This window comes from Xanthomonas bonasiae (assembly GCF_014836395.1).
Lineage (GTDB): Bacteria > Pseudomonadota > Gammaproteobacteria > Xanthomonadales > Xanthomonadaceae > Xanthomonas_A > Xanthomonas_A bonasiae.
In genome coordinates, this window is sequence record NZ_JACSQX010000001.1 from 3,016 (window position 1) to 29,274 (window position 26,259).

The window sequence follows — 26,259 nt, forward strand, 5'->3', positions numbered from 1 at the left end:
CCCGCTGTCCGCCGCGCCGGGGCGGGCGGCCGCCAAAGGGGAGGACCACCGGGACGCGCGCCAGCGCGGCGTCCCGCCAACCGCTGCCCGCAACGGGCGGCATGGAGACGACGATGAAGCGGCGAGCGATAGCGGGGATGGTGGCGGTGCTGTGCCTGGCGGGCTGTGGCGGATCGGGCCGGCAGGACGGCGCGGCGGAGGCGGCGGGCGGCGGCGATGCGAAGCAACTGAACGTCTACAACTGGTCGGACTACATCGCCGAAGGCACCGTACCCGGCTTCGAGCGGCATAGCGGTATCCACGTCACCTACGACGTGTTCGACAGCAACGAAGTGCTGGAAGCCAAGCTGCTGGCCGGCGGCAGCGGCTACGACGTGGTGGTGCCGTCGCTGAGTTTCCTCGGCCGGCAGATCCAGGCCGGCGTGTTCCTGCCGCTGGACAAGAGCAAGATCCCCAACCTGGCCAATCTGGACCCGGCGATGATGCAGCGCATCGCGCAGCAGGATCCGGGCAACACCTACGCCGTGCCGTACCTGTGGGGCACCACCGGCATCGGCTACAACGTGGACAAGATCCAGGCCGCGTTCGGCAGCACCGACGTCGTCGACAGCTGGGACCTGGTGTTCAAGCCGGAGAACCTGGCCAAGCTCAAGGACTGCGGGGTGACCTTCCTCGACACCGCCTCGGAGATCGTGCCGACGGTGCTGCACTACCTGGGCGAGGACCCGAACAGCACCGACCCGAAGGTGATCGCAAAGGCCGCGGCCAAGCTCAAGGAAATCCGCCCCTACATCCAGAATTTCCATTCCTCGCAGTACATCGACGCGCTGGCCAAGGGCAGCACCTGCCTGGTGGTGGGCTGGTCGGGCGACATCCTGCAGGCGCGCGACCGTGCCGAGGAGGCCAAGAACGGCGTGCACATCGCCTATTCGATTCCGAAGGAAGGCGCGCTGCAGTTCTTCGACATGCTGGCCATCCCCAAGGACGCCAAGCATCCGGAGCAGGCCTACCAGTTCATCAATTACCTGTTGACCCCCGAAGTGGCCGCGGCCAACACCAACTTCGTCAGCTATCCGAACGCGGTGCCCAAGTCGATCCCGCTGATCGATGCGGCGATCAGCGGCGACCGCACCATCTACCCGCCGGCGGAGGTGCAGGCCAAGCTGTTCGCGCTGGCGGTGATGCCGCCGGAAGTGGACCGCCAATACACGCGGTTGTGGACCGAGCTGAAGACCGGGCGCTGAGCGACGTCGCAGCAAGATGATTCCCCTCTCCCCACGGGAGAGGGGTAGGGGTGAGGGTAAGGCGCGAAGCGCCTCGCTGAATTGGGCGTACGAGGCTGCGCCAGTACCCTCATCCGGCCCTGCGGGCCACCTTCTCCCGGTGGGAGAAGGAACAGCCGGTGCTGTGCCTTAGCCCCTCTCCCACGGGAGACGGGGAGGAGTGAGGGTGCGGCGCAAGCGGAAGGCCTGACAGCACCCTGCACCCGATGCGCCTGGCCACATCCCATTGGCCATCGTTGCAGCGGGCAAGGATCGTGACGCGGAGCCGCTTGCAGGGCGCCTGAACGCCACCGCGAGCCGCACTCACACGATCTCGACTCGCCGGTACAGACACTTGTACAGTCCGCCGTACGCCACCGTCTGGTGAGTGCGCCGCGCGCCGTGCGTTGCTGTCCCTGCACCGTCAAGCGCACCGGCGACGATGGTCCCAACCCCCCAGGAACCTGCGACTTTGAGCACCCACGACCCAGATCCCGCGCAGACGCAACGACAGGCGGCTTCGGACGAGGCGCGGGCCGCGCCGGCCCAGCACGACGCCAAGCAGCCCGACAAGCCGGCGCCGCTGAAGAATCCCAAGGTGAAATGGACGCTGCTGCTGATCGGCCTTGTGGTGGCGATCGGCCTGGTGGCGTGGCTGGTTTATTACCTGACCACCGGCCGCTACCTGCAGGAAACCAACAACGCCTATCTGCAGGCCGATGCGGTGGCGGTGGCGCCGCGGGTCAACGGCTACGTGACCGGCGTGTTCGTCGGCGATAACCAGACGGTCAAGGCCGGGCAGCCGTTGCTGCAGATCGACGAGCGCAGCTACCGCGCCACGCAGCAGCAGGCGCAGGCCGTGGTCGCGGTCCGCCAGGCCGACATCGCCGCCGCCGAGGCCGGGCTGCAGGCGCAGCGCGCCACGTTGTTGCAGGCGCGCACCCAGGTCACCGCGGCCGCGGCCAGCCTGCGCTTCGCCCAGGGCGAGGCCAAGCGCTTCGCGCCGCTGGCCGCGTCCGGCGCCGACACCCACGAGCACTACGAGAGCATCGTCCACGATCGCGATCGCGCCCAGGCCCAGTACGACGCGGCCAAGGCCCAGGTCGTCGCTGCCGAGAGCCAGGTGCAGGGCGCCAGCGCGCAGCTCGACCAGGCCCGCGCCGGGCTGCAGCAGGCGCAGGCCGACGCCGACCAGGCGCAGGTGGCGATGGACGATACGCGGCTGACCGCGCGCATCGACGGCCGCATCGGCGACAAGACCGTGCAGGTCGGCCAGTTCGTCGCCGCCGGCACCCGGCTGATGAGCGTGGTGCCGGTCGATGCGCTGTACCTGAGCGCCAATTTCAAGGAAACCCAGGTCGGGCTGATGCGGCCCGGGCAGCCGGCGCGGATCGAGGTCGATGCGCTGTCCGGGATCGCGCTGGACGGCGTGGTCGAGAGCATCGCGCCGGGCACCGGCTCGCAGTTCGCGCTGCTGCCGCCGGAGAACGCCACCGGCAACTTCACCAAGGTGGTGCAGCGGGTGCCGGTGCGGATCCGGCTCAAGGCCGGCGCCGAGGCGCGCAAGGTGCTGGTGCCGGGCATGTCGGCGACGGTCACGGTGGACACGCGCGCGGCCAAGGACGCCAAGGACCGGGTCGAGCAGGAAGGCAAGCAGGGCGAGGGCACGCCGTGAACGAGGCCGCCGCTGCGCCGGCGGCGGGTGCCGGCGCACAGCAGAAGGCCGACGCCGGCGCGTGGCTGGCGGTCGCGGCCGGCACCATCGGCTCGTTCATGGCGACGCTGGACATCTCCATCGTCAACGCGGCGTTGCCGACCATCCAGGGCGAGGTCGGCGCCAGCGGCACCGAAGGCACCTGGATCTCCACCGCCTACCTGGTCGCCGAGATCGTGATGATCCCGCTGACCGGCTGGTTCGTGCGCACCCTGGGGCTGCGCAACTTCCTGCTGATCTGCGCGCTGCTGTTCACCTTCTTCTCGGTGGTCTGCGGGCTGTCCAACAGCCTGACCATGATGATCCTTGGCCGCGTCGGCCAGGGCTTCGCCGGCGGTGCGTTGATCCCCACCGCGCTGACCATCGTCGCCACACGGCTGCCGCCGGCGCAGCAGACCATGGGCACCGCCCTGTTCGGCATGACCGTGATTCTGGGACCGGTGATTGGGCCGCTGCTCGGCGGCTGGCTGACCGAGAACGTCAGCTGGCACTACGCGTTCTTCATCAACGTGCCGATCTGCGCCGGGCTGGTGGCGCTGTTGCTGCTCGGCCTGCCGCACGAGCGGATGAACCTGCGCGGGCTGCTCGACGCCGACTGGCTCGGCATCTTCGGGCTGACCGCCGGGCTCGGCGCGCTGACCGTGGTGCTGGAGGAAGGGCAGCGCGAGCGCTGGTTCGAATCCTCGGAGATCGTGCTGCTGAGCCTGCTCTCGCTGGTCGGCTTCGTCGCCCTGGTCGCTTCGCAGTTCGTCAGCCGGCAGCCGGTGATCCGCCTGTCGATCCTGCTGCAGCGCAGTTTCGGCGCGGTGTTCGTGATGGTGATGGCGGTGGGCATGATCCTGTTCGGGGTCATGTACATGATCCCGCAGTTCCTGGCCACGATCTCCGGCTACAACACCGAGCAATCCGGCTACGTGGTGCTGCTGTCCGGCGTGCCGACGGTGCTGCTGATGCCGTTGATGCCGAAGATGCTGATGCGCGTGGACGTGCGCATCCTGGTGATCGGCGGGCTGAGCTGCTTCGCCATCGCCTGCTTCGTCAACATGCGCCTCAGCGCCGATTCGGTGGGCATGCATTTCGTGATCGGCCAGCTGCTGCAGGGCTGCGGCCTGGCGCTGGCGATGATGTCGCTGAACCAGGCCGCCATCTCGTCGGTCCCGCCGGAACTGGCCGGCGATGCGTCCGGGCTGTTCAACGCCGCGCGCAACATGGGCGGCTCGATCGGGCTGGCGCTGATCTCCACCTTCCAGGAGCGGCGCATGGTGTTCCACACGCAGATGATCGGCAGCGGCACCAGCGCCAATTCGCCGCTGGCGCAGGATTACCTGCACGGCCTGGCCGCGCAGCTGCAGTCCGCTTCCGGCGCCGGCGCGGCGATGCAGTCGGTGGCGCAGCTGGCGCGCATGGTGCAGCAGCAGGCGCTGGTGATGACCTACAACGACCTGTTCTGGATCTTCGGGGTGATCGTGGTGTGCACGATTCCGCTGGGGCTGCTGCTCAAACCGCTGCCCAAGGGCGGCGCTCCGCTTGCGATGCATTGAGGATTCCATGGCTCAGCGTTTTTCCCGTGTGCTCGTCCCCGCCGCGCTGCCGCTGCTGCTGTCGGCCTGCGTGCTCGGCCCGAACTACGTGAAGCCGCCGCCGGTGGCCGCGGCGGCGCAGGCGCAGCCGCAGCTGCATCGCGCCGACGCGGTCGCCGCGGCGGCCGGGGTGGTGCCGGCGCCGCCACCGCAGCGCTGGTGGGAGGCGTTGCAGGACCCGCAGTTGAACGCGCTGGTCGAACAGGCGCTGCAGAACAGCCCGAACCTGCGCGCCGCGCAGGCCAAGCTGCGCGCCTCGCGCGCGCTGGTGCAGCAGCGCCATGCCGAGCAGCTGCCCAGCGTCGGCGCCAATGCCGCCTATCTCAACGCCAGGGCGCCGGACGCGCTGGTCGACGGCCTGGGCAGCGTCGCCGCCGGCAGCGGCCAGCCGTTGTCCATCGATCCGCATGCGCAGCTGTACAGCGTCGGCTTCGATGCCAGCTGGGAACTGGACTTCTTCGGCCGCCGCCGCCGCGCCAGCGAAGGCGCGCTGGCCGATGCGCAGGCCGACGAGGCCGAACTGGCCGATACCCAGGTGCAACTGGCCGCCGAAGTCGGACAGGCCTACCTGGGCTATCGCGCGACCCGCGAGCGCATCGCCATCGCCCAGCGCAACCTGGAGGCGGCGCGGCAGACCCTGCAATTGACCCGGCAGCGCCGCGAGCGCGGCGCCGATGCCGACCTGCAGGTGGAACGCGCGCAGGCGCAGCTGCAGCAGCAGGAAGCGGTGTTGCCGGACCTGCAGGCGCAGGCGAAGGAGGCGCTGGATCAGCTGGCGCTGATGATCGGCCGCGAGCCGGGCGCGCTCGACGCCGCGCTGGCCGCGGACCGGCCGCTGCCGACGCTGCCGGCGGTGGTGCCGGTGGACGATGCGGGTGCGTTGATCCGCCGCCGCCCCGACGTGCGCCGCGCCGAACGCCAGCTGGCGTCTTCGTCGGCGCAGATCGGACAGGCGCTGAGCGCGTACTTCCCGCAGGTCACCCTGCTCGGCAACATCGGCATGGCCGCGACCTCGCCGGGCGACCTCGGCAGCGATGCGATCAACAGCGTGGTCGCCCCGTTCCTGCGCTGGTCGATCTTCGATTTCGGCGCGACCAGGGCCAAGGTCGAACAGGCCCGCGCCGGCAACGCCGCGCGCCTGGCCGCCTACGAAGGCACCGTGCTGGCGGCGCTGCAGGACGCCAACAGCGCGCTCGCTCGGTTCGGCGCCGCGCGCCAGCAGGCGCTGGCCGCGGCCAAGGCCGAAGCCTCGGCGGACCGTTCCGCGGCGCTGCTGCAGCAGCGCTATGCGGCCGGCGCGTCATCGCTGATCGATGCGCTGGACGTGCAGCGCCAGCAGGCCTCGGCGCAGGACAGCGCAGTGCAGGCGCGGACCCAGGTGCTGTTGCGCTACGTGGCGCTGCAGAAGAGCCTGGGCCTGGGCTGGGCGCCGCCGCCCGCGCAGACGCCGCCAGCGGCGCAATAGACGCCTGCGCCGCGGTATCGCCGATGCGGTGGCCGCGGCTACACTGGAGTCGGCCGCGCAATCCCGGCAGCATCGGCGAACGCGCGCCGCGGTGTCTTCCACGGGGAGCAACAGATGGCGTTGAGCGAAGCGAGATCCGATCTTCCGCCGATGGCGATCGCGGCGGCGGCGGCGCCGCCGGCCAAGGGCAGCGGTTACCTGTCCATCGCCGGCTTGCGCAAGGAGTTCGACGGTTTCGTCGCGCTCGACGACGTCGACCTGGACATCCGCAAGGGCGAGATCTTCGCGCTGCTCGGCGGCTCCGGCAGCGGCAAGTCCACGTTGCTGCGCTGCCTGGGCGGATTCGAGCAACCCAGCCGCGGCCGCATCGTGCTCGACGGGCAGCCGCTGGACGGCCTGCCGCCGTACGAGCGCCCGCTCAACATGATGTTCCAGTCCTACGCGCTGTTCCCGCACATGACGGTGGAGCAGAACATCGCGTTTGGGCTGAAGCAGGACGGCCTGTCGCGCGCGGCCATCGCCAAGCGCGTCGGCGAGATGCTGGAACTGGTGCAACTGGGCAAGCTCGGCAAGCGCAAGCCGCACCAGCTGTCCGGCGGCCAGCAGCAGCGCGTGGCGCTGGCGCGTTCGCTGGCCAAGGGGCCGAAACTGCTGCTGCTGGACGAACCGATGGGCGCGCTGGACAAGAAGCTGCGCTCGCAGATGCAGCTGGAGCTGGTCGGCATCATCGAAACCTCCGGGGTGACCTGCGTGATGGTCACCCACGACCAGGAGGAGGCGATGACCATGGCCACCCGCATCGCGCTGATGGATGCCGGCTGGATCCAGCAGGTCGGTACCCCGGACGAGATCTACGAGCAGCCGGCCAACCGCTTCGCCGCCGAGTTCATCGGCTCGGTGAACCTGATCGACGCGGTCATCGACGAGGACCTGCCGGACTACGTGACCCTGCGCACCGGCGCGTTTCCCGACAGCATCTACGTCGGCCACGGCATCACCGGCATCACCGGGCAGCCGGTCTCGTTCGCGGTGCGCCCGGAGAAGCTGGGCATCGGCAAGGATGCGCCGGCGCAGGCGCACAACAAGGCGCAGGGCACGATCGAGGACATCGCCTACTTCGGCAGCCATTCGGTCTATCACGTGCGCCTGCCCAGCGGCTTCAAGCTGATGGCCAACTTCGCCAACCGGCAGCGCTGGGCCAGCGACAACCTGACCTGGGGCGATGCGGTGTGGGTGTGGTGGGGCGACAACGACGGCGTGGTGCTGACCGCATGAGCGCGCCCGCCGCCGCCGCGCCTGCCGTGCAACCCGCGGCGTCGCCGCGCACGCTGCTGCAGCGCCTGCGCAAGCGGCGCTTGCCCGGCGCGCGCTGGCTGGTGATCGCCGCACCGTACCTGTGGTTGCTGTTGTTCTTCGCGATCCCGTTCCTGATCGTGCTGCGCATCTCCTTCGCCGAACAGGCGATCAGCAGCCCGCCGTACAGCGATCTGCTGGACTACAAGGACGGCGTGCTGACGCTGAAGTTCACCCTGCAGAACTACCTGGCGCTGGTGCGCGACAACCAGTACATCGAAGCCTACTGGGGCTCGATCAAGATCGCCGGGATCTCCACCCTGTTGACCCTGTTGATCGGCTATCCGATGGCCTACGTGATCGCGCGCATGTCGCCGTCGGCACGCAACATCGCGATGATGCTGGTGGTGCTGCCGTCGTGGACCTCGTTCCTGATCCGCGTCTACGCCTGGATCGGCATCCTCGACAGCAACGGCGTGCTCAACCGCGCGCTGCTGGCGCTGGGGCTGATCGAGCAGCCGCTGCGCATCCTGTACACGCCGATCGCCGCCTACATCGGCATCGTCTACTGCTATCTGCCGTTCATGGTGCTGCCGCTGTACGCCACGCTGGTCAAGCAGGACCACCGCCTGCTCGAGGCCGCCTACGACCTGGGGGCGCGGCCGTGGAAGGCGTTCGCGACCATCACCTTGCCGATGTCGCGCCCGGGCATCGTCGCCGGCTGCATGCTGGTGATGATCCCGGCGGTGGGCGAGTTCGTGATCCCGGAAATGCTCGGCGGGCCGGACACGCTGATGATCGGCCGGGTGCTGTGGGGCGAGTTCTTCAACAACCGCGACTGGCCGGCGGCCTCGGCGGTGGCGATCGCGATGCTGGCGCTGTTGATGGTGCCGATCCTGATCTTCAACCGCTACCAGCAACGCCAGCTCGAAGGCGGCCAGGCATGAGCGCGCTGCGCGGCGGGCGCGTGCTGCGCTGGACGGTGCTGACCGGCGGCTTCGCCTTCCTGTACCTGCCGATCCTGCTGTTGATGGTGTACTCGTTCAATGCCTCCAAGCTGGCCACGGTGTGGGCCGGGTTCTCCACCAAGTGGTACGGCGAGCTGCTGCGCGACCGGCAGATCCTGCAGGCGGCGTGGATCAGCCTGAAGGTGGCGTTCTGGACCGCCACCGGGTCGATGGTGATCGGCACGCTGGCGGCGATGGTGATGACCCGCTTCCGCCGTTTTCCCAGCAAGAGCCTGTTCGGCGCGCTGGTGACCGCGCCGCTGGTGATGCCGGAGGTGATCATCGGCCTGTCGATCATGATGATGCTGGTGTCGATGGGCGGGCTGATCGGCATCCCGCCCAAGGGCGTGACCGCGATCTGGGCCGCGCATGTCACCTTCACCCTGTCCTTCGTCACCGTGGTGGTGTCCTCGCGCCTGCAGGAGCTGGACCGCTCGCTGGAAGAGGCGGCGATGGACCTGGGCGCGAACCGGCTCAAGGTGTTCTTCCTGATCACGCTGCCGATCATCGCCCCGGCGCTGGTGTCCGGCTGGCTGCTGGCCTTCACCCTGTCGCTGGACGACGTGGTGATCGCCAACTTCGTCGCCGGGCCCAACTCGACCACGCTGCCGATGACCGTGTTCTCCTCGGTGCGGATGGGGCTGAAGCCGAAGATCAACGCGCTGGCCACGCTGATGGTGCTGGCGGTGTCGATCGCCGCCTTCGTCGGCTGGTGGCTGATGGCGCGCAGCGAGAAGCGCCGCCAGCGCGACATCCAGCTGGCGCTGCAGCAGGGCGGTTAGCGGAGTGCTGCTTTTCTGCAGGAGCGGCTTCAGCCGCGACCGCGCGTTACCGGTGACGTCTGGTCGCGGCTGAAGCCGCTCCTACCAGAGCCGCCGTCGCCGCAGAACGCTGCGGTCCATCGCGGTCCCGCATCGCCACGCCGCCGCAACCTTCGCGGCGCTAGGCTGGGCGGACTTTTTCCAGGAGTCCGTCGCGATGCCTTACGACACCGTCAATCCCGCCACAGGCCAGGTCGAATACAGCCTGGAGCTGATGGATGCCGCCGCCGTCGAGCGGCGCCTGGCCGCGTCCGCGCAGGCCTTTCCCGCATGGGCGCAGACGCCGCTGGAACAGCGCGGCGCGCTATTGCGGCAGGTCGGCGTGCAGTTGCGCGCGCGCCGCGAGGAGATCCAGCGGCTGATGACCGCGGAAATGGGCAAGCTGCGCAAGGAGGCGCTGGCCGAGGTCGACAAGTGCGCCGATGCCTGCGACTACTACGCCGAGCACGCCGCCGACTACCTGCGCGAGCAGCCGATCGCCACCGATGCGCAGCGCAGCTACGTGCGCTACGAGCCGCTGGGCTGCGTGCTGGCGGTGATGCCGTGGAACTTCCCGATCTGGCAGGTGTTCCGCTTCCTGGCGCCGGCGCTGATGGCCGGCAACGTGGCGCTGCTCAAGCATGCCAGCAACGTGCCGCGCTGCGCCGACGCGATCCATGCGGCACTCGCCGCGGCGGGCGTGCCCGATGGTGTGTTCGACGTGCTGCACATCGACAACGACCAGGCCGCCGAGGTGCTGCGCGACGCGCGCATCGCCGCGGTGACGCTGACCGGCAGCGAGCGCGCCGGCCGTTCCATCGCCGCCAACGCCGGCGATCAGCTGAAGAAGTGCGTGATGGAACTCGGCGGCAGCGACGCCTTCGTGGTGCTGGACGACGCGGATCTGGACATCACCGTGGCTGCGGCGGTGAAGTCGCGTTTCGACAACGCCGGGCAGACCTGCATCGCGGCCAAGCGTTTCGTGGTGGTGGAGGCGATCGCCGACGACTTCGTGCGCCGTTTCGTCGCCGCGGCGGCCGAGCGCCGGCTCGGCGATCCGCAGGACGAGGCGACCACGCTGGCGCCGATGGCCCGGCAGGACCTGCGCGACGAACTGCACAAGCAGGTGCAGGCCAGCATCGCCAAGGGCGCCACGGCGCTGCTAGGCGGCGCCCCTGACACCGGCACCCACGCCGGCTATCCGGCCTCGATCCTGGATCACGTGGTGCCGGGCATGCCCGCCTACGACGAGGAACTGTTCGGCCCGGTCGCCGCGATCCTGCGCGTGGCCGACGAAGCCGAGGCGGTGCGCGTGGCCAACGACACCAGCTTCGGCCTGGGCGGCAGCGTGTGGAGCGCCGACCGCGCCCGCGGCGAGCGCGTCGCCCGCCAATTGCAATGCGGCGCGGCCTTCGTCAACGCCATCGTCAAGAGCGACGTACGCCTGCCGTTCGGTGGCATCAAGCGCTCCGGCTTCGGCCGCGAACTGGCCGAGCATGGGATTCATGAGTTCATGAATATCAAGTCGGTATATGTTGGGTGAGGCTGGGAATCGGGAATGGGGAGTAGGGAATCGGAAAAGCAGCGCTACGCGCCTTTCCCTTCTGCGATGAGTTCACGGCTTTGCGCCTGTGGCTCGGAATAGACCGGCAAGCGTGGGTCAGCGACGCAACGCTCTTCCCATTCCCGATTCCCGTTTCCCCATTCCCGCCGCCGCACCGCGGCGGCTCACAGCCACCGCGCCCGCTTGAACGCCAGATACAGCCCCAGGCAGACGACGCCGACGCCGCCGATCATCAGCGGGTAGGCCCAGGGCCATTCCAGTTCCGGCATCTGCTTGAAATTCATGCCGTACCAGCTGGTGATCAGGGTCGGGGCGGCCAATAGCGCGGCCCAGGCGCCGAGGCGCTTGACCGTCTCGCCCTGGGCCAGGGTCACCAGCGACAGGTTCACGCTCAGCGCGGTGCCGAGCATCTCGCGCAGGGTGTCGATCGCCTCGTTGGTACGCACTGCGTGGTCGAGCACGTCGCGCACGTACAGCCGCACTTCGTCGGGAATCAGCGGGCCGGGGTTGCGCTTGAGGTGGGCGAGCACATCCTGCAGCGGCGCCACGCCCAGGCGCATCTGGTTGAGCTCGCGCTTGAGCTCGTACAGGCGGATCGCGGTGTCGCGCCGGTAGGCCTCGGCGAAAATGTCCTTCTCCAGCCGCTCCAGGCTCTGCCGGAATTCGTCCAGGATCGGCTGGTAGTTGTCGACGATGTAGTCCAGCACCGCGTACAGCGCGTAGGACGGGCCGAGCTGCATCAGCGCCGCCTCGCGCTCCAGGCGTTCGCGCACCGGCGCGTACGGCAGCGAGGCGCCGTGGCGCACGGTCAGCAGGAAGCGCGCGCCGAGGAAGGCGTGGGTCTCGCCGTAGACGATGCGCTCATCGATCACCTGCGCGGTGTGCACGGCCAGGAACAGCGAGTTGCCGTAGGCCTCGACCTTGGGCCGCTGGTGCGCCTTGCGGGTGTCCTCGATCGCCAGGTCGTGCAACTGGAATTCGTCCTGCAGCTGCTGCAGCACGTGGTCGGCGGGTTCGTACATGCCGACCCAGACGAAGCCGTCGCCGCCGGCCAGCACGTCGCTGATCTGCTCCAGGGCGATGTCGTGGCGGCGGCCGTGGCCGTCGTAGTGCACGCAGTTGATGACGCAGGCGGGATTGGCGGGGACGGTGGCCATGGGCAGCAATGGTGTGCGGGCGGGATCAGCGCTGCAAGCGGCGCCGCGTGAACGTCCAGGCCAGCGCGGCGTGCACCGGCAGCAGCAGGGCGATCCACTGCAGGTTGAATTGCGGCTGCAGCATCGACAGCCAATGGATCAGCAATGCCGCGCCGGCCAGGGCGACCACCAGCCACAACACGAGGCCGAACCAGCGTCCGGGCGGGCGACCGCGCAGCTGCGCGATAGCGCCGCCGACCAGCAGCAGGCACAGCGGGTCGAGCAGCAGCAGGTTGCGATTGGCCCAGGCCGCACGGTGGTCGCTGAAGCCCCACAGGTACAGCAGCACGCCGCCGCCGAGCGCGCACAGCAGCCAGAACGGCAGCGCCAGCGCCGCCAGCCAGCGCGGCCGCCGCGCCAGCGCGACCACGCCGACGGCGACCAGCAGCCCGGCCAGCAGCCACGGCCACCAGTGCCGCGCCTGTTCCTGCGGTTCCGGCGCCAGCCGCTGCGGCAGCACCTGCTGGCGCGACTGCACCAGCGGGCGCCCGGCGCTGTTGCGTACCTCGCCCAGGCTCTCGGCCAGGCGCATCGGCACGAACGCCTCTTCCCAGCGCGACAGCGGCTTGTCGGCGAACGGGCCCAGGCCCAGGTCGAAGCCCAGCCACATCCATGGCGCCGGCGAGGCCAGCCGCACCGATTCGCTGCGATAGGTGTTGCCGCGCGAACGCCCCGACAGTTGCGCATGCAGCGTGCCGCCCAGCGCGCGGTCCAGCGCGTCGCGGACCATCGTGGCGCAGTTGGCGGTGTAGTAGTCGTAGCGGTAGCGCGCGTTTTCCGGCCGCGCGCGCCAGGCCAGGGCCTGCTGCAGCGCGCGTGCCTGCGCCGGTTCCATGTCCAGCCACTGGATGTCCACGCCGCGGCCGGCATCGCGGTACTGCGCCAGGTCGTCCTGCAGCGGCAGGGCGACCAGGTAATACATCATGTCGCCGGCGGCGAAGCGGCTGACGAAGTCGGGCTCGCTGGGATCGAAGAAGCCGAAGTTGTACGAGGTGGCCTGGCCGCTGCGCGGATCCACCACCACGATCGCATCGTGGCCGAAGCGTTCGAAGAACACCTCGCCCGGCTGCATCGTGGCCACGCCGATGCGCGGCGCCGGTGCGGACGCGTCGGTGCTGGGCGGACCGGCGACGGGCGCCGCGGCGGAGGCGGGCGCCAGCGCCGGCGGCGCGGCCAGGTCCGCGTCGCCGGCCTGCGCGAACGCGAACGCCGCGCAGCAGGCCAGCAGCGTGCCCAGCAGCCATTGCGGCCAGCCGCGTGCCGGCCAGCGCGACAGCGGGCGGGCGATCAAGCGTCTTCCTGCGGGTCGGGCGGCAGGATGGTGACGTGGAAGGCCTGCACCCGGCGCGCGTCGGCGCGCGCCACGCGGAACGCGAAGCGTCCCAGGGTCAGCTCCTCGCCGGTTTCCGGCAGGTGGCCGATGGCCTCGGTGACCAGGCCGCCGACGGTGTCGTAGTCGTCGTCGGAGAAGTCGGCGCCGAAGCGTTCGTTGAAATCCTCGATCGGGGTCAGCGCGTCGACCACGTACTGGCCGTCGGCCTGCGCGGCGATCAGCGAGGCTTCGTCCTCGGCGTCGTCGTGCTCGTCGTCGATCTCGCCGACGATCTGCTCCAGCACGTCCTCGATGGTGACCAGGCCGGCGACGCCGCCGTACTCGTCGACCACGATCGCCATGTGGTTGCGCGAGAGCCGGAACTCCTTGAGCAGCACGTTGAGCTTCTTCGACTCGGGGATCAGCACCGCCGGGCGCAGCAGCTCGCGCACCGTGCCCGGACCGTGGTCGGCGACCACGCCGCGCAGCAGGTCCTTGGCCAGCAGGATGCCGAGGATGTCGTCCTTGTTCTCGCCATGCACCGGGAAGCGCGAATGGCCGGATTCGACCACCTGCTTCATCAGGTCGAGAAAGCGCGCCTCCGCCGACAGCGACACCATCTGCGAGCGCGAGACCATCACATCGCCGACGGTGAGTTCGGACACCGACAGCGCGCCTTCCATCATGCGCAAGGTGTCGGCGGCGATCAGCCCGTCGTGCTGGGCGTCGCGCAGCACCTCGACCAGGTCGTCGCGGGTGTGCGGGTCGCCGGAGAAAACCGAGCTCAGGCGTTCCAGCCAGCCGCGGCGTTTTTCGTGGGTTTCCTGAGGGGAGCTACTAGAGTCGTCTTCTGACATGTTCTATGGATACGGCACCCGGTCTGCCGGGCGATGTGCGCAAGTCTAGCAGGGCCAATGGGACAGAGCCGCGACGCCGGCGGCGGCCGCGGCGGCGCGCGCGGGGACGGGTTCAGCCGCCGCTGGCGGGCGTGTGCAGCGGGTCCGGCGCCGGCGGCGCGTCCGGGTCCTCCGGCAGGTCCAGGCTGTAGCTGCAACCGGCCAGGGTCTGACCGGGGTGCGACTTCACCGTGGACAGGCTGAGGATGATCGATTCGATCATCGGCTCGCCGGTCTTGGGATCGGTCACGTCGCGGCTGACCAGCTCGCGGCCGAACATCGCCTTGTCCGGCGTGTCCACCGCCGCTTCCAGCTGCAGTTGCTTGGCCAGCGGGCGCGGATCGGGCAGGTCCAGGATCGCCATCACGCTGGCGCCGGCGACGGCGATGCGCGTGGTGCTGTGGCCGAATACCTGGATCGGCCGCACCAGTTCGTATTCGCGCATGAACAGGTTGGACTGCGGCAGCGGCCGCCAGCCCTGCGCGACGGCTTTCAGCGGATCGGCCAGCAGCGGCCCCAGCGCGGCGAAATCGGCCACGCGCTGGCGGCATTCGAGCAGCGCCGGCAGGTCGATGGCGGGTGCAGGGGCGGGTGCGGGAGCGGCCGCAGCGGGCAGCGCGGCCGCGAGCGCGAACAGAAGCAACGATGGACGGATCAACGCGCTGGACCTCGGGCCGGAAAGCGGGGAGTTGCGGCGCAGCGGCCGCGCGGCAACGTTAGCGCCCGCGCCAGCGCTTGACCAGCCAGTGCCGCGCACTGGACAGGGTCAGCAGCGCGCTGGCCAGGTACAGCACGGACAGCGCGGCGAGCGTGCCGCCGCTGTCGAGCTGGGTGTTCAATTGGCGGCAGCATAGCCACGCGCCGATCGACAATGGACACAGCAGCGCGACCCGCCCGGTGTGGGCGGCGACGCGCACCGGCCCGCCGACCCGCGCTTGCCGCCGGCGCAGGTAGAACCAGCGCCAGGCGCTGGGCGTGGTCGCCAGCACCAGCAGCGCGAGTGCGCCCAACCAGGGCAGCAACGGTTCGGGCAGGCTGCCGCTGCCGGCGAACAGCGGCGCCGGACGGATCAGGCCCAGATAGACGGAGGCGGTCAGGACGATGCCCCACAGGGCCGCGGCGAGGCCATGCCATCGCGCTGGGCCTGGGCGGGTTTCCACCTGCGTGGCTGGTGCTGGTTCGAACATCCGTGTCCCCCTTGCTCGTCAGCTGTCGAAAAACGCCCCGCGCGCGACAGGCGTCAGCGTTCCCCGGCGTAGGGGTCGCCCACGCCCAGGTCGGCCAGGATCTCGCGCTCCAGCTGCTCCATCGCGTCGGCCTCCTTGTCGTCCTCGTGGTCCCAGCCGAGCAGGTGCAGCACGCCGTGCACGGTCAGGTGCGCGTAGTGGGCGTTGAGCGGCTTGCCCTGTTCGGCGGCCTCGCGCGCCACCACCGGCGCGCAGATCACCAGGTCGCCGAGCAGCGGCAGCTTGACGCCCTTGGGCATGCCTTCGGGCAGCTCGGCCGGGAAGCTGAGCACGTTCGTGGCGTAGTCCTTGCCGCGGTAGTGGTGGTTGAGCGAGCGGCCTTCCTTGTCGTCGACCAGGCGGATCGCCAGGTCGGCTTCGCGGATGCGGCCCTTCAGCGCCGCCGCCACCCACTTGCGGAAGCTCGCCGCCGCCGGCAATCCGGCGCGGGGCAGGGCGTAGCTGACGCCGACGTCGAGGTGGACCGGACCTTTGGTCATGGCGATACCGGCATTTCAGAGCGGACAGGAGCCGACAGTATCGCGCGTGCGGCGCGTCACCGCGACTTCCAGTCGTCGGCGGTGTAGGCGTTGGCATGACGGTCGATGCCCGGGTCCCTGGCCGGATGCGGCACGTGTTGCGGTTGGCCATCGATGCCGCAGGCCGGCGACGATGCCGGCGGTCTTGGCCAAGGCAGGATCAGGTCACGCACTCGACGAGCATCAGCAACAGCGGACCGCCGTCGGCGACGCGATAGGACGCGCTGCCCATCGGGCCGTGCTGGCAATGCGGGTTGATGTGCTTGACCTCGATCGCAGCGGCGACGCCGGGCGGGGCGTTCGTCCATACCACGGCTTGGCCGCGTTCGAGCAGTTGTCCCACCAGATACAGACTGTCGGTGTCCGCCTGGGCGCTTTCGACGACCGCGCAACCGCGCCGGTCGTGGCGCTCGCCGGCGCTGGCCAGCAGCGCCTGCGCGCGCCCGCCGGCAATCCAGGCCAGCCGCTGCGCTTCGTCTTCCGGTGCGCTGGCAGATGCGCGTCGGACCTGCGCCGCGCGCTCCAGTTCGTTGGCCGGCAAGCCGATGCTTGCCTGCTCCAGCGCCAGCGATAGGCACGGCGCCGGCATGCGCTGGGCGGTGGCGATGCGCTGCTGCGTGAAAGGAATCTGCACCGGAGGCTGGGCGATGCCGTGGCCGCTGCACAGCGCGCCGAGCAGCGCGATCGCTGCAACGCTGGCGCAGCGCCGGGTCACGCGGCCGGGCCGGTCGCCTTGTCGATGAGGTCGCGCTTTTCGTAGGCGGTGACGATGCGCGCCACCAGCGGGTGGCGCACCACGTCGCGCGCCTCGAAGAAGGTGAAGCTGACGCCTTCGACCTCGTGCAGCACCTCGATCGCGTCGCGCAGGCCGGACTTGACGTGCTTGGGCAGGTCGATCTGGGTCAGGTCGCCGGTGACCACCGCGGTGGAGCCGAAGCCCAGCCGGGTCAGGAACATCTTCATCTGCTCGATGGTGGTGTTCTGCGCCTCGTCCAGGATCACGTAGGCGTCGTTGAGCGTGCGCCCGCGCATGTAGGCCAGCGGCGCGATCTCGATGACGTTCTTTTCCAGCAGCTTGATCACCTTCTCCACGCCGAGCATCTCGTACAGCGCGTCGTACAGCGGGCGCAGATAGGGATCCACCTTCTGGCTCAGGTCGCCGGGCAGGAAGCCGAGCTTCTCACCGGCTTCCACCGCCGGGCGCACCAGGATCAGCCGCTGTACGCGCGATTCGTTCAGCGCCTCGACCGCGCTGGCCACCGCCAGGAAGGTCTTGCCGGTGCCGGCCGGGCCGACGCCGAAATTGATGTCGTGGCTGGCGATCTGGTGCAGGTACTTGGCCTGGTTGGCGCCGCGGCCGCGCACGGTGCCGCGCTTGACCTTGATCGCCACTTCCTGCGGTTCGTAGGCGCGCTGCGCGACGCGGTCGACATTGGCCTGGTTCAGGCGCAGGTGGATGGCCTGGTCGTCGAACACGACGCTGTCGGCCTCGGCGTACAGGGCTTGCAGCAGCACCTCGGCGGCGGCGACCGCGGCGGACGGGCCGGTGATCCGGAACACGTTGCCGCGGTTGGAGATCTCCACGCCCAGGCGCAGTTCGATCTGGCGCAGGTGCGCGTCGAACGGCCCGGCCAGGTTGGCCAGGCGTTCGGTGTCGGCGGGTTCCAGGGTGAAATCGCGTTGTGCGGGGATGGTCATTCGATGCGGACGCGGCGTGCGCGGGGCTGCCGGCGTCGTTCAGGACAGGGAAGGAAAGCGTAGCGCGCGCGCGGGTGAAGGACCAGTCGCGTCCGCACGGACAGTGCGGCGCGCTGGCGCCGCGCGCGGCGCTCAGTCGGCGTCGACGAGCAGGCGCCCGCGCAAGGAATTGCTCAGCGCCTCGGTGATCGCCACCTCGACGAACTGGCCGACCAGGCGCGGGTGTCCGGGGAAGTTCACCGAGCGCATGTTCTCGGTCTTGCCGGTGAGTTCGGCCGGGTTCTTCTTCGACGGGCCTTCGACCAGCACCGTCTGCACGCTGCCGACCATGTCGCGCGAGAGTTGCAGCGAGTGCGCGTTGATGTGCGCCTGCAGCCGTGCCAGCCGCGCGTGCTTGACCGCGTCGGGGGTGTCGTCTTCCAGGTCCGCCGCGGGCGTGCCCGGGCGGCGCGAGTAGATGAAGGAGAAGCTCTGGTCGAAACCCACGTCCTCGATCAGCTTCATGGTCTTGTCGAAGTCGGCGTCGGTCTCGCCGGGGAAGCCGACGATGAAGTCCGAACTGATCGAGATGTCCGGGCGCACCGCGCGCAGCTTGCGGATCTTCTGCTTGAATTCCAGCGCGGTATAGCCGCGCTTCATCGCGCTGAGGATGCGGTCGCTGCCGGCCTGCACCGGCAGATGCAGGTAGTTGGCCAGCTGCGGCACGTCGCGATACGCGTCCACCAGCGAATCGCTGAACTCCAGCGGATGCGAGGTGGTGAAGCGGATGCGGCCGATGCCGTCGATCTGCGCGATGCTGCGGATCAGCAGGCCCAGGTCGGCGTACTGCGGCTCCTCGCCGGCCTCGGCGTCGGCGTAGGGCCCACGGTAGGCGTTGACGTTCTGGCCGAGCAGGTTGATCTCGCGCACGCCCTGCGCGGCCAGTTGCGCCACTTCCACCAGCACGTCCTCGAACGGCCGGCTGATCTCCTCGCCGCGGGTGTAGGGCACCACGCAGAACGAGCAGTACTTGGAGCAGCCTTCCATGATCGACACGAACGCCGACGGGCCTTCGGCACGCGGTTCCGGCAGGCGGTCGAACTTCTCGACCTCGGGGAAGCTGATGTCCACCTGCGACTTGCCCGACTCGCGCCGTGCGCGGATCAGCTCCGGCAGCCGGTGCAGGGTCTGCGGGCCGAACACCAGGTCCACGTACGGCGCGCGCTTGACGATCGCCTCGCCCTCCTGCGACGCCACGCAGCCGCCGACGCCGATGATCACCGGCTTGCCGCCGGCCTTCAGCGCCTTCCAGCGGCCGAGCTGGCTGAACACCTTCTCCTGGGCCTTCTCGCGGATTGAGCAGGTGTTGACCAACACCACGTCGGCTTCTTCGGGGTTGTCGGTCAGTTCCAGGCCCTCGGCGGCGGCGAGCACGTCGGCCATCTTGGCCGAGTCGTACTCGTTCATCTGGCAACCGTGGGTCTTGATGTACAGCTTGCCGCGTACCACCGCAGGCGCCGCGGGCCGGGCGGCAGGCAGCGGCAACAGGGCAGGGGTGCTCGCGGCGGGAGCCGCGATCGGCGAAACGGGGGCTGGCGTCCCGGGCATGGCGCTTACTCCAGACGGGTTGCGGGCGCGGCCGGCGATGGCTGCGATCAGCCGATCATTGTATCGGGAACCGGCACTGCCGCGGCGGGCGGCAGCGAACCGGCGCCGCGCAAGGCGTTTCGCGGCGGGACGGCCCACCGCCGTCCCCGCGCCGCGCCGGCACCGCGAGCGGTGCGCTGCCGCGGAAGGCGCCTCAGCGCACGTAAGGCGACTCGGCGTTCTCTTCCTGCTTGCGCTTCGCCTCTTCGTAGCGCTTCTGCGCTTCTTCGCCGCTCATCTGGTACTTGGGCGCGATGTGCGGCAGCAGCAGCTTGGCCCAGGCGGTGGTGATGCGGCTGCTCTCGGTGGGGCAGCGCTGGGCGCGATCCTCGGGCAGCATGCCGCTGGTCACCAGGCGCAGGTACTTGCCCGGGTCGCGTCCGTACAGCATGCACATCAGGTTGTAGAAGCGCTGCTGGCCGAGCGAGTGCTCGTCGGCGAAGTCGGCCGCGCCATACTGCTCCTTGGTGTTGAGCACGAAGAACAGGCCGGCCAGCCGCAGGTTCTCGGCCAGGTCGCCGGGCGACTCGTTGGGGGCCATGAACATCAGCATCAGCGAAGAAGCGAGCTGGTCGGCCGAATCCTCTTCGCGGCCGGTGCTGGGCAGGCTCAGCATGTCGATCAGCGCATGGCCGAATTCGTGCAGCATGATGAAGCGGGTGTTCGCCAACAGGAAGCGCGCGCTGAAGCTGTCGTCCTGGTTCTGCTCGCCCAGGCTGGCGCCGATCTTGATCAGCATCTCCACCATTTCGTAGCACAGCACCAGCTCGTGCTTGGTCGGCGAATAGAAGGCGTTGGTTTGCTTGCACTCGGCGGTGATCAGGTGCAGCGGGCCGGGCAGCATCAGCAGCCCGTCCATCGCGTTGACCTCGGGCAGGCGATGCAGGATGTCGATCTTGACCGAGAAGTCGTACGCTTCCTGCAGCGCCGGATCGCGCGGCGGCACGTATTCGTAGGTGAACTTGACGCCCTCGGCCTTCGGTTCCTCGGTCGTCGCGTCCTTGGCCGCCTCCGGCTGCGGACCCTGCTGCGCATCGACCGCATTGCCTGCGGCGGCATCGGCGACCGCATCGGCGGAGGCGCCCTTGGCCGCGGGCTTGGCCGGCGGGGGCAGCGTCGCGGGCACGACGGCGGCGGTCTGTTGCCCCTTCCATGCGGTGTAGGCCCAACCGCCGCCTACGGCGCACAGCGCCACGATCAAGATCGCGATGAGAGTCTTTTGCATGCGTTTCCTTCCTTGGTGACGATGGCGGCCGGCGCTTCCCGGCTGAGCTGCGGCGAGATGGTACGGTGCCGATTGCCCGCTGGGAAGATGCCGCTGCGTCAGGCGCTTCCGGCATCGATCGCCTGCGCGCGCTGCACCGCCGGCCGCGCCGCCATGCGTTCGACATAGGCGCGGGTCGGCGCCGGCGGATCGACCAGGCCGAAGCCGATCATCCAGCCCAGCGCGCTGCCCCACAGCACGTCGGCCGCGGTGCAGCGGTCGCCGAGCAGGTAGTCGCCGCGCGCCAGCTGGTCGTCGACCACGCCCATCACCGTGTCGCAGTCGGCATACGGCGAGATCGCCCGCGGCGGCGCCTCGCGCTTGAGCGCGCGGTCGATCACCGCCGGCTCGAACGCCGAGCCGTAGAACGCCAGCCAGCGCAGGTAGGGGCCGCGGCGCGGATCGCCCATCGCCGGCGCCAGCCCGGCTTCGGGGTACAGATCGGCCAGGTATTGGTAGATCGCCACCTGTTCGGTGACCACCGCGCCGGCGTGGTCGATCGCCGGCACCTTGCCCATCGGGTTGATCGCCAGGTACGCCGGTTCCAGCTGCGCGCCGCTGGCGAAGTCGATGCGGTCCAGCGTGTAGTCGGCACCCAGTTCCTCGAGCAGGATCAGCACGCCTTTGGAGCGGGATTTGGGGTTGTGGTACAGGGTCACATGGCGGTCGGCGATGGGCATGGCGGCTCTCCTCGGTGATCGAGCGGCCATGCTAGGCGCTATTGCGGACGGATTCTGTCCGCAATACCGTGCGCCATGGCTTCCCCTGCCTCCCGCACCTTGCGCCTGATCGGCCTGCTGCAGACCCGCCGGGTCTGGGCCGGCGCGGAGCTGGCCGAGCGCCTGGGCGTGGACCGGCGCAGCCTGCGCCGCGACATCGAGCGCCTGCGCGCCCTGGGCTATGCGGTGCAGGCCTCGTCCGGCGTCGGCGGCGGCTACCGGCTGGCGGCCGGTGCGCAGATGCTGCCGCTGCTGTTCGAGGACGACGAGGCGGTGACGGTCGCGGTGGCACTGCGCGCGGCCGCCGCCAGCATGGGCGGCCTGGAGGACACCGCGCTGCGGGTGCTGGCCAAGCTCGACCCGCTGCTGCCGGCGCGGGTACGGCAGCGCGCCGGGGCATTGCAGGCGGTCACCCTGTCGCTGGGTGAGGAGCCGGCGGCGGACACCCAGGTGCTGACCGGCATCGCCAGCGCCTGCCGCGATCGGCGCCTGCTCGGCTTCGGCTACTGCGACCATGCCGGGCGCCGCAGCCAGCGCCTGATCGAGCCGCTGCGCCTGGTCAACTACGGGCGCCGCTGGTACCTGCTGGGCTGGGACCGCGAGCGTGCCGACTGGCGGACGTTCCGCGCCGAACGCATCGTGCCGCCGCTGCAGCCGGGCGAGACGATCGCGCTGCGCCTGCCGCCGCGCGATCCGGCGGCGATGGTGCGCGACGCGATCCGGCACAGCCCGCTGCCGCTGCAGTTCGGGCTGAGCGTGCGCCTGCGCGGCAGCATGGGCGACCTGGGGCCGCGCATTCCGTCCTGGTGCGGAACCCTGGAGGCCGAGCAGGACGGCTATTGCCGGCTGTCGATGCTGGCCGACGGATTGCCGTGGCTGGCGGCGCAGTTGCTGACCCTGGGCGTGCCCTTCGTGTCACTGCAGGCCGACGCGGTGGTGACCGCCGGGCTGCGTGCCATGCTGGGCGAGCTGCTGGCGCAGTTGCCGGGCGCGGCCGAGTGAGCGGGCCGATCGAGCCGGCCGGGCGCGCCGCGCGGCTCGCATGGAAACGGGCGGCCGGTCCCGCTGCCGTCGCCGCGCACTTGGCAAGCGCCGGCGAAGTTGGGACACTCGCCGCCATGAAGGGGATGGTGGGGCTTCTGGGGCTGGCAATCGCAACGCTGTCGGCAATGCCGGCCAGCGCGGGCACCCTATACAAATGCATCGGTGGCGACGGCGTACCCAGTTACGTCAGCAAGCGCGTGGCCGGCGCCAGTTGCAGCGTGGTCGGCAGCTATGTGCCCGACCGCCGCGCCGCACGTGCTGCGCCCGCGGTTGCCGCAGTCTCCACCGAGCGTGCGTCCAATCGCGGTGTCGTCACCCTGGCCGAGCCGCAGTCCGGCGCGCCGGCCACCATCATCAGCACGCCGGCCGCGGCGCCGACGCCGGTCGCCGCCAGCGTGGCGCCGAAGAGTGTGGCCCCCGTGCCTGCCATGACCGGTGCCGCGCCGCGGCGGGTGGTCAGCGGCCAGGTCTATTCCTATATGAAGGACGGCGTGCGCCACTACACCAGCGCACGGCCGACCCAGGTCGCCAGCCTCGGCGCGGTGCGCACCATCCGCTACAGCTTCATCGAGACCTGCTACGCCTGCGCCAACCCCGGCCTGAACTTCGGTGCGGTGCGGCTGAACACCACCGCCTACCAGAGCGAGATCGCCGCCGCCGCGCGCGAGTACGGGGTCGACGAGGCGGTGGTGCGCGCGATCATCCATGCCGAGTCGGCCTACAACCCGATGGCGCTGAGCCGTGCCGGCGCGCAGGGCCTGATGCAGCTGATGCCGCCGACCGCGCGCCGCTTCGGGGTCAGCGATTCGTTCGATGCATCGCAGAACATCCGCGGCGGCGTGCAGTACCTGGCCTGGCTGCTGAAGCGCTTCAACGGCAACCTGACCCTGGCCGCCGCCGGCTACAACGCCGGCGAAGGCGCGGTAGACAAACACGGCGGGGTGCCGCCGTACAGCGAGACCCAGCGCTACGTGCAGCGCGTCGGCGTGCTCGCCGACCGCTACCGCGGCGTGCTGGCGACGGCGCATTGAGGCATTCTCGTTGCCGTCGCGACGATGCATTGTCTGCGCGTTAAGGGTTCCGCTACACTGCAGTGGATTTTATGCGGTTCGACCCCCACCGAACCGCTGGCAGCCTAATGCTACCCAATCAAAAAATCGGAGTGCCGGATGGCCAACGATGGGGTCAACGATTCTGTTAATGCAGGACGCCGCCGCTTTCTCACCGCCACCACGGCGGTGGTGGGCGCGGTGGGTGCGGGTTTCGTCGCGGTTCCTTTCATCAAGTCCTGGAACCCCAGCGCCAAGGCCAAACTGGCCGGTGCGCCGGTCACCGCCGACATCAGCGCGTTGCAGGAAGGCCAGCGCCTGATCCTGGAGTGGCGCGGTCAGCCGATCTGGATCGTCAAGCGTTCCAAGGCGATCCTGGATGCGTTGCCGACGCTGGATGGGCGGCTCAAGGACCCCAAGTCCGAGGTCACCGACCAGCAGCCGGCCTACATCAAGGGCGAGGGCCGTTCGATCAAGCCCGACATCTCGGTGCTGGTCGGGCTGTGCACGCACCTGGGCTGCTCGCCGGAGATGGTCGCCGAGATCCGCCCCGAACCCTACGATCCGGAATGGAAGGGCGGCTATTTCTGCCCCTGCCACAAGTCGCGCTTCGACATGGCCGGCCGCGTGTTCCAGGGCGTGCCTGCGCCGATCAACCTGCTGGTGCCCCCGCATCACTATCAGGACGACAACACGCTGATCATCGGCGTCGATCCCAGTTCGTCCGCGAAGGGGGCAGCGTAAGCCATGGCCGACAATCTCCTTACCCGCACCGCGGGCAACGTGTTCGACTGGGTCAACGAGCGCGCGCCGGGGCTGATGCCGTTCTACCGCAAGCACGTCAGCGAGTACTACGCGCCGAAGAACTTCAACCTCTGGTACTACTTCGGTTCGCTGGCGATGGTGGTGCTGGTCAACCAGATCGTCACCGGCATCTTCCTGACGATGCACTACAAGACCAGCGCGGCCGAGGCGTTCAACTCGGTCGAGTACATCATGCGCGACGTGGAGTGGGGCTGGCTGATCCGCTACATGCACTCCACCGGCGCCTCGCTGTTCTTCATCGTGGTGTACCTGCACATGTTCCGCGGGCTGCTCTACGGCAGCTACAAGAAGCCGCGCGAGCTGGTGTGGATCCTCGGCATGCTGATCTACCTGGTGCTGATGGCCGAGGCCTTCATGGGCTACGTGCTGCCGTGGGGGCAGATGTCGTTCTGGGGCGCCAAGGTAATCATCTCGCTGTTCGGCGCGATCCCGGTGATCGGCAACGGCCTGACCGAGTGGATCATGGGCGACTACCTGCCGTCCGACGCCACCCTCAACCGCTTCTTCGCGCTGCACGTGATCGCGCTGCCGCTGGTACTGCTGTTGCTGGTGGTGCTGCACCTGGGCGCGCTGCACGAGGTCGGTTCCAACAACCCCGACGGCGTGGAGATCAAGAAGGGGCCGAAGGGCAACCGCTGGGATCCGAACAAGCCGGCCGACGGCATTCCGTTCCACCCGTACTACACGGTCAAGGACCTGGTCGGGGTCGGCTTCCTGCTGCTGATCGGCGCCTTCATCATCTTCTTCGTGCCCGCGTTCGGCGGCCTGTTCCTGGAGCACGACAACTTCACCGAGGCCAATCGCCTGGTCACGCCCGAGCACATCAAGCCGGTGTGGTACTACACGCCGTACTACGCGATGTTGCGGGTGGTGCCGAACAAGCTGGGCGGCGTGCTGGTGATGTTCTCGGCGATCGCGATCCTGTTCCTGGTGCCGTGGCTGGACCGCGCCAAGGTCAAGTCGATCCGCTACCGCGGCTGGATCTCCAGGGTGATGCTGGGGGTGCTGGCGGTGTGCTTCGTCTGGCTGGGGGTGATCGGTTCCGGTCCCGGTACCGATGCCAGCGAGACCATCATCGGGCGCGTGCTGACCGTGCTGTACTTCGGATTCTTCCTGACCATGCCGGTCTGGACCACGTTGGACCGGACCAAGCCGGTGCCGGAGCGGGTGACCACCCATGACTAAGCCCGTGATTGCCGTCCTGGCCTGCTCCGCGAGCGTCGCGTTGTTGTCCGCCATGAGCTACCTGCTGCCGTTGGGGCAGATCGTGTTCTGGGGCCGGCAGGCGCTCGGCTCCCTGTTCGGTGCGATGGCGGAGGGATCCCTATGAGCAAGCGCCTGATGTCCGTTCTGGCCTGCTTCGCCTCCGCGCTGCTGTTGTCCGCCTCGGCGCTGGCCGCCGAGGGCGGCGCCACCCAGCAGGCCGGCAACGATCTCGGCGACCGTGCCTCGCTGCAGCGCGGCGCCAAGCTGTTCATGAACTACTGTTCCGGCTGCCATTCGCTGAAATACCTGCGCTACTCGCGTATGGCCGAGGACCTGGGCCTGAGCGAGGACGAGGTGATGGCCAACCTCAACTTCACCGGCGCCAAGGTCGGCGAGCACATCGAGGCGGCGATGCCGCACGATGCGGCGACCAAGTGGTTCGGCAAGGCGCCGCCGGACCTGAGCCTGATCGCGCGCGTGCGCGGCACCGACTGGGTCTATACCTACCTCAAGTCGTTCTATCTGGACCAGTCGCGCCCGTTGGGCTGGAACAACAAGCTGTTCGCCAACGCCTCGATGCCCAATCCGCTGTGGGAGCTGCAGGGCCTGCAGCAGCCGATCTACGGCAAGGCCGAGCAGCCCGGCGTGGACAAGCCGGTGGAGCGGCTGCAACTGGCCTCGCCGGGCAGGGAAACGCCGGCGCAGTTCGACCAGACGGTCCGCGACATCAGCAACTTCCTCGAATACGCCGGCGAACCGGCCGCGCTGAAGCGGCAGAGCCTGGGCGTGTGGGTGGTGCTGTTCCTGGCGCTGCTGACCTTCCTGGCCTATCTGCTGAAGAAGGAATACTGGAAGGACGTGCATTGAGCGTCGGCCGCAGTGCCGGCGCGTTGTCTGCATCGTTGCTGACCCGATCCCCTGTTCATCCTATTGGCTTTTGCGAGCGAGGGTTGCACACTCAGGGGCCGTGATGA

General features: G+C 69.2%; 25 protein-coding genes. 14 read left to right on the top strand and 11 right to left on the bottom strand.

Translation table 11 applies throughout. The features are described from left to right. Nucleotides 1-113 precede the first annotated feature (113 nt). The 8 genes from H9658_RS00015 to H9658_RS00050 all read left to right on the top strand — a co-directional run bounded on the left by H9658_RS00015 (nucleotide 114) and on the right by H9658_RS00050 (nucleotide 10,664). Nucleotides 114-1,244, top strand: coding sequence for an extracellular solute-binding protein (locus tag H9658_RS00015; RefSeq protein WP_179565484.1), 1,131 nt, complete (start codon nucleotides 114-116; stop codon nucleotides 1,242-1,244). Between the two features lie 490 nt (nucleotides 1,245-1,734). Next, complete coding sequence (locus H9658_RS00020; protein ID WP_191823930.1) at nucleotides 1,735-2,937, top strand: HlyD family secretion protein; 1,203 nt, start codon at nucleotides 1,735-1,737, stop codon at nucleotides 2,935-2,937. Then, the gene (locus tag H9658_RS00025) at nucleotides 2,934-4,517 is read left to right on the top strand and encodes a DHA2 family efflux MFS transporter permease subunit (RefSeq protein WP_191823931.1); all 1,584 of its coding nucleotides are present in this window, start codon (nucleotides 2,934-2,936) and stop codon (nucleotides 4,515-4,517) included. The genes H9658_RS00020 and H9658_RS00025 overlap by 4 nt, the downstream gene beginning before the upstream one ends. A gap of 7 nt (nucleotides 4,518-4,524) precedes the next feature. After that, nucleotides 4,525-6,021, top strand: coding sequence for an efflux transporter outer membrane subunit (locus H9658_RS00030; protein ID WP_191823932.1), 1,497 nt, complete (start codon nucleotides 4,525-4,527; stop codon nucleotides 6,019-6,021). A gap of 150 nt (nucleotides 6,022-6,171) precedes the next feature. Then, nucleotides 6,172-7,296 (top strand): ABC transporter ATP-binding protein, encoded by a 1,125-nt coding sequence (locus tag H9658_RS00035; protein WP_191824253.1) that lies wholly within the window; start codon nucleotides 6,172-6,174, stop codon nucleotides 7,294-7,296. After that, a complete protein-coding gene (locus H9658_RS00040) occupies nucleotides 7,293-8,261 on the top strand; it encodes an ABC transporter permease subunit (RefSeq protein ID WP_191823933.1) in 969 nt (322 codons plus the stop codon). The genes H9658_RS00035 and H9658_RS00040 overlap by 4 nt, the downstream gene beginning before the upstream one ends. Then, complete coding sequence (locus H9658_RS00045) at nucleotides 8,258-9,103, top strand: ABC transporter permease subunit (RefSeq protein WP_179565474.1); 846 nt, start codon at nucleotides 8,258-8,260, stop codon at nucleotides 9,101-9,103. Before H9658_RS00040 ends, H9658_RS00045 begins: the two co-directional genes overlap by 4 nt. 196 nt (nucleotides 9,104-9,299) lie before the next feature. Next, nucleotides 9,300-10,664: an NAD-dependent succinate-semialdehyde dehydrogenase gene (locus H9658_RS00050; protein ID WP_191823934.1), complete on the top strand. Its 1,365-nt coding sequence runs from the start codon at nucleotides 9,300-9,302 to the stop codon at nucleotides 10,662-10,664. 185 nt (nucleotides 10,665-10,849) lie between these two features. Here H9658_RS00050 and H9658_RS00055 read toward each other — a convergent pair whose 3' ends face one another. From H9658_RS00055 to H9658_RS00105, 11 genes are all read right to left on the bottom strand, one after another. After that, nucleotides 10,850-11,842: a magnesium and cobalt transport protein CorA gene (locus tag H9658_RS00055; protein WP_191823935.1), complete on the bottom strand. Its 993-nt coding sequence runs from the start codon at nucleotides 11,840-11,842 to the stop codon at nucleotides 10,850-10,852. 25 nt (nucleotides 11,843-11,867) lie between these two features. After that, nucleotides 11,868-13,058: a lipoprotein N-acyltransferase Lnb domain-containing protein gene (locus tag H9658_RS00060; RefSeq protein ID WP_318241164.1), complete on the bottom strand. Its 1,191-nt coding sequence runs from the start codon at nucleotides 13,056-13,058 to the stop codon at nucleotides 11,868-11,870. A 110-nt stretch (nucleotides 13,059-13,168) separates the two neighbouring features. Next, nucleotides 13,169-14,050 (bottom strand): HlyC/CorC family transporter, encoded by an 882-nt coding sequence (locus H9658_RS00065; RefSeq protein ID WP_179565471.1) that lies wholly within the window; start codon nucleotides 14,048-14,050, stop codon nucleotides 13,169-13,171. 112 nt (nucleotides 14,051-14,162) lie between these two features. Then, nucleotides 14,163-14,747, bottom strand: a complete 585-nt coding sequence (locus tag H9658_RS00070) for a hypothetical protein (protein WP_179565470.1) — start codon at nucleotides 14,745-14,747, stop codon at nucleotides 14,163-14,165. Between the two features lie 58 nt (nucleotides 14,748-14,805). Continuing rightward, a complete protein-coding gene (locus H9658_RS00075) occupies nucleotides 14,806-15,276 on the bottom strand; it encodes a hypothetical protein (RefSeq protein WP_191823936.1) in 471 nt (156 codons plus the stop codon). Between the two features lie 53 nt (nucleotides 15,277-15,329). Then, nucleotides 15,330-15,815, bottom strand: a complete 486-nt coding sequence (gene ybeY, locus H9658_RS00080; protein ID WP_191823937.1) for an rRNA maturation RNase YbeY — start codon at nucleotides 15,813-15,815, stop codon at nucleotides 15,330-15,332. 199 nt (nucleotides 15,816-16,014) lie between these two features. Then, entirely contained in the window at nucleotides 16,015-16,569 is a 555-nt protein-coding gene (locus H9658_RS00085) for a hypothetical protein (protein WP_191823938.1), read from the bottom strand. Continuing rightward, on the bottom strand, nucleotides 16,566-17,552 hold the full coding sequence (locus H9658_RS00090; protein WP_191823939.1) for a PhoH family protein: 987 nt from the start codon (nucleotides 17,550-17,552) through the stop codon (nucleotides 16,566-16,568). Before H9658_RS00090 ends, H9658_RS00085 begins: the two co-directional genes overlap by 4 nt. A 132-nt stretch (nucleotides 17,553-17,684) precedes the next feature. After that, entirely contained in the window at nucleotides 17,685-19,139 is a 1,455-nt protein-coding gene (gene miaB / locus H9658_RS00095; protein WP_191823940.1) for a tRNA (N6-isopentenyl adenosine(37)-C2)-methylthiotransferase MiaB, read from the bottom strand. A 193-nt stretch (nucleotides 19,140-19,332) separates the two neighbouring features. Next, nucleotides 19,333-20,403: a DUF4344 domain-containing metallopeptidase gene (locus H9658_RS00100; protein ID WP_179565459.1), complete on the bottom strand. Its 1,071-nt coding sequence runs from the start codon at nucleotides 20,401-20,403 to the stop codon at nucleotides 19,333-19,335. Nucleotides 20,404-20,501: 98 nt separating this feature from the next. Further along, the gene (locus H9658_RS00105) at nucleotides 20,502-21,122 is read right to left on the bottom strand and encodes a glutathione S-transferase family protein (RefSeq protein WP_179565457.1); all 621 of its coding nucleotides are present in this window, start codon (nucleotides 21,120-21,122) and stop codon (nucleotides 20,502-20,504) included. 75 nt (nucleotides 21,123-21,197) lie between these two features. On the opposite strand from H9658_RS00105, the gene H9658_RS00110 reads away from it, so the two are divergent. The 6 genes from H9658_RS00110 to H9658_RS00135 all read left to right on the top strand — a co-directional run bounded on the left by H9658_RS00110 (nucleotide 21,198) and on the right by H9658_RS00135 (nucleotide 26,152). Further along, nucleotides 21,198-22,163 carry a helix-turn-helix transcriptional regulator gene (locus tag H9658_RS00110; RefSeq protein WP_191823941.1) on the top strand — a complete coding sequence of 322 codons (966 nt, stop codon included), beginning with the start codon at nucleotides 21,198-21,200 and terminating at the stop codon, nucleotides 22,161-22,163. 116 nt (nucleotides 22,164-22,279) lie between these two features. Beyond that, nucleotides 22,280-23,236 carry a lytic transglycosylase domain-containing protein gene (locus H9658_RS00115; protein ID WP_191823942.1) on the top strand — a complete coding sequence of 319 codons (957 nt, stop codon included), beginning with the start codon at nucleotides 22,280-22,282 and terminating at the stop codon, nucleotides 23,234-23,236. Between the two features lie 138 nt (nucleotides 23,237-23,374). Next, the gene (gene petA, locus H9658_RS00120) at nucleotides 23,375-23,998 is read left to right on the top strand and encodes a ubiquinol-cytochrome c reductase iron-sulfur subunit (protein WP_003478708.1); all 624 of its coding nucleotides are present in this window, start codon (nucleotides 23,375-23,377) and stop codon (nucleotides 23,996-23,998) included. 3 nt (nucleotides 23,999-24,001) lie between these two features. Then, nucleotides 24,002-25,264 (top strand): cytochrome b, encoded by a 1,263-nt coding sequence (locus tag H9658_RS00125; RefSeq protein WP_179565454.1) that lies wholly within the window; start codon nucleotides 24,002-24,004, stop codon nucleotides 25,262-25,264. After that, complete coding sequence (locus tag H9658_RS00130) at nucleotides 25,257-25,409, top strand: hypothetical protein (RefSeq protein WP_191823943.1); 153 nt, start codon at nucleotides 25,257-25,259, stop codon at nucleotides 25,407-25,409. The genes H9658_RS00125 and H9658_RS00130 overlap by 8 nt, the downstream gene beginning before the upstream one ends. An 11-nt stretch (nucleotides 25,410-25,420) precedes the next feature. After that, nucleotides 25,421-26,152 carry a cytochrome c1 gene (locus H9658_RS00135; RefSeq protein ID WP_369916650.1) on the top strand — a complete coding sequence of 244 codons (732 nt, stop codon included), beginning with the start codon at nucleotides 25,421-25,423 and terminating at the stop codon, nucleotides 26,150-26,152. Nucleotides 26,153-26,259 lie beyond the last annotated feature (107 nt).

Bases quoted from the DNA above. Each gene is read 5' to 3' on its own strand.
- H9658_RS00040 (WP_191823933.1), top strand. From the start codon at position 7,293: ATGAGCGCGCCCGCCGCCGCCGCGCCTGCCGTGCAACCCGCGGCGTCG.
- H9658_RS00100 (WP_179565459.1), bottom strand. From the start codon at position 20,403: ATGCAAAAGACTCTCATCGCGATCTTGATCGTGGCGCTGTGCGCCGTA.
- H9658_RS00130 (WP_191823943.1), top strand. From the start codon at position 25,257: ATGACTAAGCCCGTGATTGCCGTCCTGGCCTGCTCCGCGAGCGTCGCG.
- H9658_RS00110 (WP_191823941.1), top strand. From the start codon at position 21,198: ATGGCTTCCCCTGCCTCCCGCACCTTGCGCCTGATCGGCCTGCTGCAG.
- H9658_RS00035 (WP_191824253.1), top strand. From the start codon at position 6,172: ATGGCGATCGCGGCGGCGGCGGCGCCGCCGGCCAAGGGCAGCGGTTAC.
- H9658_RS00135 (WP_369916650.1), top strand. From the start codon at position 25,421: ATGTCCGTTCTGGCCTGCTTCGCCTCCGCGCTGCTGTTGTCCGCCTCG.
- H9658_RS00055 (WP_191823935.1), bottom strand. From the start codon at position 11,842: ATGGCCACCGTCCCCGCCAATCCCGCCTGCGTCATCAACTGCGTGCAC.
- miaB (WP_191823940.1), bottom strand. From the start codon at position 19,139: ATGCCCGGGACGCCAGCCCCCGTTTCGCCGATCGCGGCTCCCGCCGCG.
- H9658_RS00090 (WP_191823939.1), bottom strand. From the start codon at position 17,552: ATGACCATCCCCGCACAACGCGATTTCACCCTGGAACCCGCCGACACC.
- H9658_RS00050 (WP_191823934.1), top strand. From the start codon at position 9,300: ATGCCTTACGACACCGTCAATCCCGCCACAGGCCAGGTCGAATACAGC.
- H9658_RS00030 (WP_191823932.1), top strand. From the start codon at position 4,525: ATGGCTCAGCGTTTTTCCCGTGTGCTCGTCCCCGCCGCGCTGCCGCTG.
- H9658_RS00125 (WP_179565454.1), top strand. From the start codon at position 24,002: ATGGCCGACAATCTCCTTACCCGCACCGCGGGCAACGTGTTCGACTGG.
- H9658_RS00075 (WP_191823936.1), bottom strand. From the start codon at position 15,276: ATGTTCGAACCAGCACCAGCCACGCAGGTGGAAACCCGCCCAGGCCCA.
- H9658_RS00015 (WP_179565484.1), top strand. From the start codon at position 114: ATGAAGCGGCGAGCGATAGCGGGGATGGTGGCGGTGCTGTGCCTGGCG.
- H9658_RS00045 (WP_179565474.1), top strand. From the start codon at position 8,258: ATGAGCGCGCTGCGCGGCGGGCGCGTGCTGCGCTGGACGGTGCTGACC.
- H9658_RS00105 (WP_179565457.1), bottom strand. From the start codon at position 21,122: ATGCCCATCGCCGACCGCCATGTGACCCTGTACCACAACCCCAAATCC.
- H9658_RS00065 (WP_179565471.1), bottom strand. From the start codon at position 14,050: ATGTCAGAAGACGACTCTAGTAGCTCCCCTCAGGAAACCCACGAAAAA.
- ybeY (WP_191823937.1), bottom strand. From the start codon at position 15,815: ATGACCAAAGGTCCGGTCCACCTCGACGTCGGCGTCAGCTACGCCCTG.
- petA (WP_003478708.1), top strand. From the start codon at position 23,375: ATGGCCAACGATGGGGTCAACGATTCTGTTAATGCAGGACGCCGCCGC.
- H9658_RS00115 (WP_191823942.1), top strand. From the start codon at position 22,280: ATGAAGGGGATGGTGGGGCTTCTGGGGCTGGCAATCGCAACGCTGTCG.